This window comes from Burkholderia sp. BKH01 (genome assembly GCF_025685725.1).
GTDB classification, from domain to species: domain Bacteria; phylum Pseudomonadota; class Gammaproteobacteria; order Burkholderiales; family Burkholderiaceae; genus Burkholderia; species Burkholderia pyrrocinia_C.
In genome coordinates this window covers 257,363-263,501 of the sequence record NZ_JAOTQT010000008.1, presented here as the reverse complement: position 1 = coordinate 263,501, position 6,139 = coordinate 257,363, and the positions used below count along the sequence as shown (strand labels likewise).

At 67.4% G+C, this 6,139-nt stretch carries 5 protein-coding genes; 2 read left to right on the top strand and 3 right to left on the bottom strand.

The annotated features are described in order from the left end of the window. The first annotated feature begins 148 nt into the window (after positions 1-148). A complete protein-coding gene (purL, locus tag OEJ37_RS15630) occupies positions 149-4,213 on the top strand; it encodes a phosphoribosylformylglycinamidine synthase (RefSeq protein ID WP_263344779.1) in 4,065 nt (1,354 codons plus the stop codon). Then, complete coding sequence (locus OEJ37_RS15625; protein WP_263344778.1) at positions 4,171-4,299, top strand: hypothetical protein; 129 nt, start codon at positions 4,171-4,173, stop codon at positions 4,297-4,299. Before purL ends, OEJ37_RS15625 begins: the two co-directional genes overlap by 43 nt. Positions 4,300-4,470: 171 nt before the next feature. Here OEJ37_RS15625 and OEJ37_RS15620 read toward each other — a convergent pair whose 3' ends face one another. The 3 genes from OEJ37_RS15620 to OEJ37_RS15610 are packed head-to-tail and all read right to left on the bottom strand — an operon-like array spanning position 4,471 to position 6,112. After that, the gene (locus tag OEJ37_RS15620; protein WP_174418969.1) at positions 4,471-5,253 is read right to left on the bottom strand and encodes a peptidylprolyl isomerase; all 783 of its coding nucleotides are present in this window, start codon (positions 5,251-5,253) and stop codon (positions 4,471-4,473) included. Between the two features lie 18 nt (positions 5,254-5,271). Next, positions 5,272-5,580, bottom strand: a complete 309-nt coding sequence (locus OEJ37_RS15615; RefSeq protein ID WP_047900921.1) for a BolA family protein — start codon at positions 5,578-5,580, stop codon at positions 5,272-5,274. Between the two features lies 1 nt (position 5,581). Further along, positions 5,582-6,112, bottom strand: a complete 531-nt coding sequence (locus OEJ37_RS15610; protein WP_069745154.1) for a septation protein A — start codon at positions 6,110-6,112, stop codon at positions 5,582-5,584. Positions 6,113-6,139 lie beyond the last annotated feature (27 nt).

Sequence of the window (6,139 nt, the reverse complement as noted above, 5' to 3'; positions counted from 1 at the left end):
GCCGTGCACGGCGCGCGCCGCGGCACCGATGCGGTGCATGCGGACCACCGATCGGCCGGTTTGGGGCGACCGACTTCCGGGTATAATTACGGCCTTCCTTTCGCCCCACGTCGCCACCTCGCGCGACTCATCGACGTCAGTCCAGCCCATGGCTCACTTCTCGTGTTTTCCCGGCGCTTCGGCCCTCTCCGATTTCCGTCAAACCCGTCTGCTCGACACGCTCAGGCAAATCGACGCCAACATCGTCGCGGTGCGCGGCCAGTTCCTGCACTTCGTCAATGCGGCCGTGCCGCTGTCGGCCGACGACAGCGCACGCATCGACGCGCTGATGCACTATGGCGCGCCGTTCGAGCCGGCGGCCGAGAAGGGCGCGGCCGAGACCTTCGTCGTGCTGCCGCGCTTCGGCACGGTCTCGCCGTGGGCGAGCAAGGCGACCGACATCGCCCAGCACTGCGGCCTCACGCAGGTGCGCCGCATCGAGCGCGGCGTCGAATTCACGGTCACGCTGAAGTCGGGCCTGCTCGGCGGTAAGAAGGCGCTGTCCGACGACGCGCGTGCAGCCGTCGCCGCTGCGCTGCATGACCGGATGACCGAAAGCGTGGTTGCCGCGCGCGACGACGCGAAGCACCTGTTCGACGAGCTGCCGGCCAAACCGCTCGCGAGCGTCGACGTGCTGGGCGTCGGCCGCGGCGCGCTCGAGCGCGCGAACGTCGAGCTGGGCCTCGCGCTCGCCGACGACGAGATCGACTACCTGGTCGACGCATTCCGCAAGCTCGAACGCAATCCGACCGACGTCGAACTGATGATGTTCGCGCAGGCGAACAGCGAGCACTGCCGCCACAAGATCTTCAACGCGCAGTGGACGATCGACGGCGAAGCGCAGGACATGTCGCTGTTCGCGATGATCCGCAACACCGAGAAGCTGAACCCGCAGGGCACGATCGTCGCGTATTCCGACAACTCGTCGATCATGGTCGGCGCCGAGGCCGAGCGCTGGTTCCCGCGCAACGCGGGCGCGGCCGGCGAGCCCGGCGAGCGTTATGGCCGCCACACCGAGCTCACGCACACGCTGATGAAGGTCGAGACGCACAACCACCCGACGGCGATCTCGCCGTTCCCGGGTGCGGCGACCGGCGCGGGCGGCGAGATCCGCGACGAAGGCGCGACGGGCCGCGGCGCGCGTCCGAAGGCCGGCCTCACGGGCTTCACCGTGTCGAACCTCGACCTGCCCGATGCACGCCAGTCGTGGGAAAACGCGCGCGACGCGGCGCAGCCGGTCGGCGAGCGCAACCCGAACGATGCGCACGGCCCGTACGGCCGCCCGGACCGCATCGCGTCGCCGCTGCAGATCATGATCGACGGCCCGCTCGGCGGTGCCGCGTTCAACAACGAATTCGGCCGTCCGAACCTCGGCGGCTACTTCCGCGTGTACGAGCAGAACGTCGGCGGCCAGGTGCGCGGTTATCACAAGCCGATCATGATCGCGGGCGGCCTCGGCAACATCGCGGATCAACATACGCACAAGCACGACGTGCCGGCCGGCTCGCTGCTGATCCAGATCGGCGGCCCCGGCATGCGGATCGGCATGGGCGGCGGCGCCGCGAGTTCGATGGCGACCGGCGCGAACACGGCCGAGCTCGACTTCGACTCGGTGCAGCGCGGCAACCCCGAAATCGAGCGTCGCGCGCAGGAAGTGATCAACGGCTGCTGGCAGCTCGGCGCGGAAAACCCGATCCTGAGCATCCACGACGTCGGCGCGGGCGGCCTGTCGAACGCGTTCCCCGAGATCGTCGACGGCGCGGGCAAGGGCGCGCGCTTCGAACTGCGCAAGGTCGCGCTCGAGGAATCGGGCCTGTCGCCGCGCGAGATCTGGTCGAACGAGGCGCAGGAGCGCTACGTGCTCGCGATCGCGCCGGCCGACCTGCCGCGCTTCGAGGCGATCTGCGCGCGTGAGCGCTGCCCGTTCGCGGTGGTCGGCGTTGCAACCGACGAGCGCCAGCTGCAACTCGTCGACGCCGAAGCGACCGGTGCCGACGAATACCCGGTCGACATGCCGATGGAAGTGCTGCTCGGCAAGCCGCCGCGCATGCACCGCGACGTCACGCGCGTGGCGACCGAGCGTGCGCCGGTCGACGTGACGGGGATCGCGCTGTCGGAAGTCGCGGTCGACGTGCTGAAGCACCCGACGGTCGGCAGCAAGTCGTTCCTGATCACGATCGGCGACCGTTCGGTCGGCGGCACGTCGGTGCGCGACCAGATGGTCGGCCCGTGGCAGGTGCCGGTGGCCGACTGCGCGGTCACCGCGCTCGACTATGCAGGCTTCAAGGGCGAGGCGATGACGATGGCCGAGCGCACGCCGCTCGCGGTGATCGACGCGCCGGCATCGGGCCGCATGGCCGTCGGCGAAGCGATCACGAACATCGCGAGCGCGCCGATTGCGTCGCTCGACAAGCTGAAGCTGTCGGCGAACTGGATGGCCGCGTGCGGCACCGCCGGCGAGGACGCCGCGCTGTTCGACACGGTCAAGGCGATCGGCATGGAGCTGTGTCCGGCGCTCGGGATCGGCATCCCGGTCGGCAAGGACTCGCTGTCGATGAAGACGAAGTGGGACGAGCAGGGCGTCGCGAAGGAAGTGGTCGCGCCGGTATCGCTGATCATCTCCGCGTTCGCGCCGGTCGAGGACGTGCGGCTCCACCTGACGCCGCAACTGCGCCGCGTCGCCGACGCGGGCGACAGCGTGCTGATCGCGATCGATCTCGGCCGCGGCAAGAACCGGATGGGCGGCAGCATCTTCGCGCAGGTTACGCAGCAGGTCGGCGACACGACGCCGGACGTCGACGATGCGGAAGACCTGAAGCGTTTCTTCAACGCGATCCAGTCGCTCAATGCGCAGGGCAAGCTGCTCGCGTACCACGACCGCTCGGACGGCGGTCTGTGGGCGACGGTGTGCGAAATGGCGTTCGCGGGCCACGCGGGCGTGTCGCTGAACGTCGACATGCTGACGCTCGACCCGCATCACGAATCCGACTACGGCGACGCGAAGGACTGGGCGAAGCAGACGAGCGGCCGCCGCGACGATCGCACGCTGCGCGCGCTGTTCTCCGAGGAGCTCGGCGCCGTCGTGCAGGTGCGCACGGCCGACCGCGACGCGGTGCTCGGCGCGTTGCGCGAATTCGGCCTGTCGACGTGCTCGCACGTGATCGGCTCGGTCAACGACCGCGACGTGATCGAGGTGTACCGCGACGCGAAGAAGATCTTCGACGCGCCGCGCACCGAACTCCATCGCGCATGGGGCGAAGTGAGCTGGCGCATTGCGCGTCTGCGCGACAACCCCGCATGCGCGGATGCCGAATACGACGCGCTGCTCGACGCGGCCGATCCGGGCATCTCGCCGGTGCTGAGTTTCGATCCGGCCGACGACATCGCCGCGCCGTTCATCGCGACGGGCGCGCGGCCGCGCGTCGCGATCCTGCGCGAGCAGGGCGTGAACTCGCATCTGGAAACGGCCTATGCGTTCGACCGCGCGGGCTTCGACGCGCACGACGTGCACATGAGCGACCTGCTCGCGGGCCGCGCGACGCTCGCCGATTTCGCGGGTGCGGTCGCGTGCGGCGGCTTCTCGTACGGCGACGTGCTCGGTGCGGGCGAAGGCTGGGCGAAGACGATCCGTTTCAACGCGAACCTCGCCGACATGTTCTCGGCGTTCTTCGCGCGTCCCGACACGTTCGCGCTCGGCATCTGCAACGGCTGCCAGATGCTGTCGAGCCTCGCGTCGATGATTCCGGGCGCCGAAGCATGGCCGAAGTTCACGCGCAACAAGTCCGAGCAGTTCGAGGCGCGCTTCTCGTTCGTCGAAGTGGAGAAGTCGCCGTCGATCTTCTTCGCGGGGATGGAAGGCTCGCGGATTCCGGTCGCGGTCGCGCACGGCGAAGGTTATGCGGACTTCTCGCAGCAGGGCGACATCGACCGCGTTGCAGTCGCAATGCGTTTCGTCGACCACCGCGGCGAAGCGACCGAGCGTTATCCGTTCAACCCGAACGGCTCGCCGGCCGGCATCACGTCGGTGACGACGGCCGACGGCCGCTTCTCGGTGCTGATGCCGCACATGGAGCGCGTGCACCGTACGGTCGCGATGAGCTGGCACCCGGAAGGCTGGGGTGAAGCGAGCCCGTGGATGCGTGTGTTCCGCAACGCGCGCCGCTGGATCGGCTGATCCGGATGATGTTCGCCCCGAACGCGCCGGTCGAGGTCGTCACGCTGCGCGACGAGCGCTATCACGACGTGTTCCATCCCGCGTAGCGAACGCGGCGGCGCGGGTGATGTCCGGCACGAGAGGCCGCTCTTCGGAGCGGCCTTTTTATCGCGCGTCGACCGGCTGCGGAACCCTCACGAGGCATGCGATCCCGCGCGCCAAATGAAAAAGCCGCTCCGAAGAGCGGCTTTCCGATGCACGGGCGACGGGCGCCTGCGTTACTGGATCTTTGCCTGCTGGCGCAGACCTTCCTCGAACGCCTGCAGCTTCTGCTGCACGAGCTGTTGCGCGATCTGCGCCTTCACCTGGTCGAACGGCGGCGGCGCGATGTCGCGGACGTCGTCGACGCGGATGATGTGCCAGCCGAACTGCGTCTTCACCGGCGCGTCGGTCATCTGGCCTTTCTGCAGCTTCTGCGCGGCTGCCGCGAATTCCGGCACGTACGCCTTCGGGTCCGACCAGTCGAGATCGCCGCCGTTCTTGCCCGAACCCGGATCCTTCGAGTATTGCTTCGCGAGATCCTCGAACTTCGCGCCGGCCTTGATCTTCGCGATCAGGTCCTTGGCCTGCTGCTCGTTGTCGACGAGGATGTGGTGCAGGTGATATTCGCGGTTGCCGCCGGCGCCCTTGACGAGTTCGTCGTAGCGCGCCTTCACTTCGGCGTCGGTCGGCTGGTTCTTCTTCAGGAAGCTCTCGATCATCGAACGCAGCACGACGGTCTGCTGCGCGACGGCGACCTGCGCCTTCACGTCCGGACGGTTCGGGATGCCTTCGCGGATCGCTTCCTGCATCAGGATTTCGCGGTTCACGAGTTCCTGGCGCACGGCCTGCTGCAGTTGCGGGCTGTCGGTCTGGCCTTGCTGGACGAGTTGCGCGACCATCGCGTCGGCGCGCGACTTCGGAATCGGCGTGCCGTTCACGACGGCGATGTTCTGGGCGAATGCCGGTGCCGCTGCGAATGCAGCCGCCGCGACCCACAGGCGAGGGGATTTCAGGATCATCGGGAATTCCTAATGAGACTAGATTGAAGATTCGTTGAATTCTTCGGGCGTGTAAGCCACGATCGCGAGCGCGTGAATGCCGCGCTGCATCGCATCAGCGAGCGCATCATACACCAGCCGGTGCCGTGCGACGCGCGGCTTGCCCGCGAATGCGGCCGACACGATCGTGACCGTGTAGTGGCCGCCCGAGGCCGCGCCGGCGTGGCCCGCGTGCTGCGCGCTGTCGTCGCGCACGGCGAGCGACACGGGTGCGAGCGACGCGGTGAGGCGTGCTTCGATCAGCGCGATGCGTTCGTCGGGCGACGCGTGGAGAAAGGCGTCCGTCATGTCATTCGTCCTTCAGGTATTTCGTGAGCCACAGGCTCTGCAGGATGATGAACACGACCATCGCGCCCGTCGTGCCAAACAGCTTGAAGTTTACCCATTGCGATTCGGTGAAGTTGTGCACCACGTACAGGTTCGCGACGCCGAGCACCGCGAAGAACAGCGCCCATGCGACGTTCAGCTTGTCCCACACGGGGTGCGGCAGCGTGAGCTGCTTGCCCATCATCTTCTCGATCAGGTTGTTGCCGAACGCATAGCGCGCGGCAAGCAGCCCGACCGCAAACAGCCAATACAGCACAGTCGGTTTCCATTGAATGAATTTCTCGTCATGCAGGACGAGGGTGGCGCCGCCGAAGACGACGATCACGCCGAGGCTGACCCACAGCATCGTGTCGACCTTCCGGTGCCGGAAGGCGACCCACGCGACCTGGGCCAGCGTCGCGACGATCGCGACGGCGGTGGCGGTGAAGATGCCCCAGACCTTGAAGGCGGCAAAAAACAGGATGATCGGAAACAGATCGAACAGGAATTTCATGGCGCTCGCAGCTGCGTGAAAGGCCGC

What these genes read in the sequence shown, in the direction of transcription:
- purL (WP_263344779.1), top strand. Translation starts at nt 149, where the DNA reads ATGGCTCACTTCTCGTGTTTTCCCGGCGCTTCGGCCCTCTCCGATTTC.
- OEJ37_RS15620 (WP_174418969.1), bottom strand. Translation starts at nt 5,253, where the DNA reads ATGATCCTGAAATCCCCTCGCCTGTGGGTCGCGGCGGCTGCATTCGCA.
- OEJ37_RS15615 (WP_047900921.1), bottom strand. Translation starts at nt 5,580, where the DNA reads ATGACGGACGCCTTTCTCCACGCGTCGCCCGACGAACGCATCGCGCTG.
- OEJ37_RS15610 (WP_069745154.1), bottom strand. Translation starts at nt 6,112, where the DNA reads ATGAAATTCCTGTTCGATCTGTTTCCGATCATCCTGTTTTTTGCCGCC.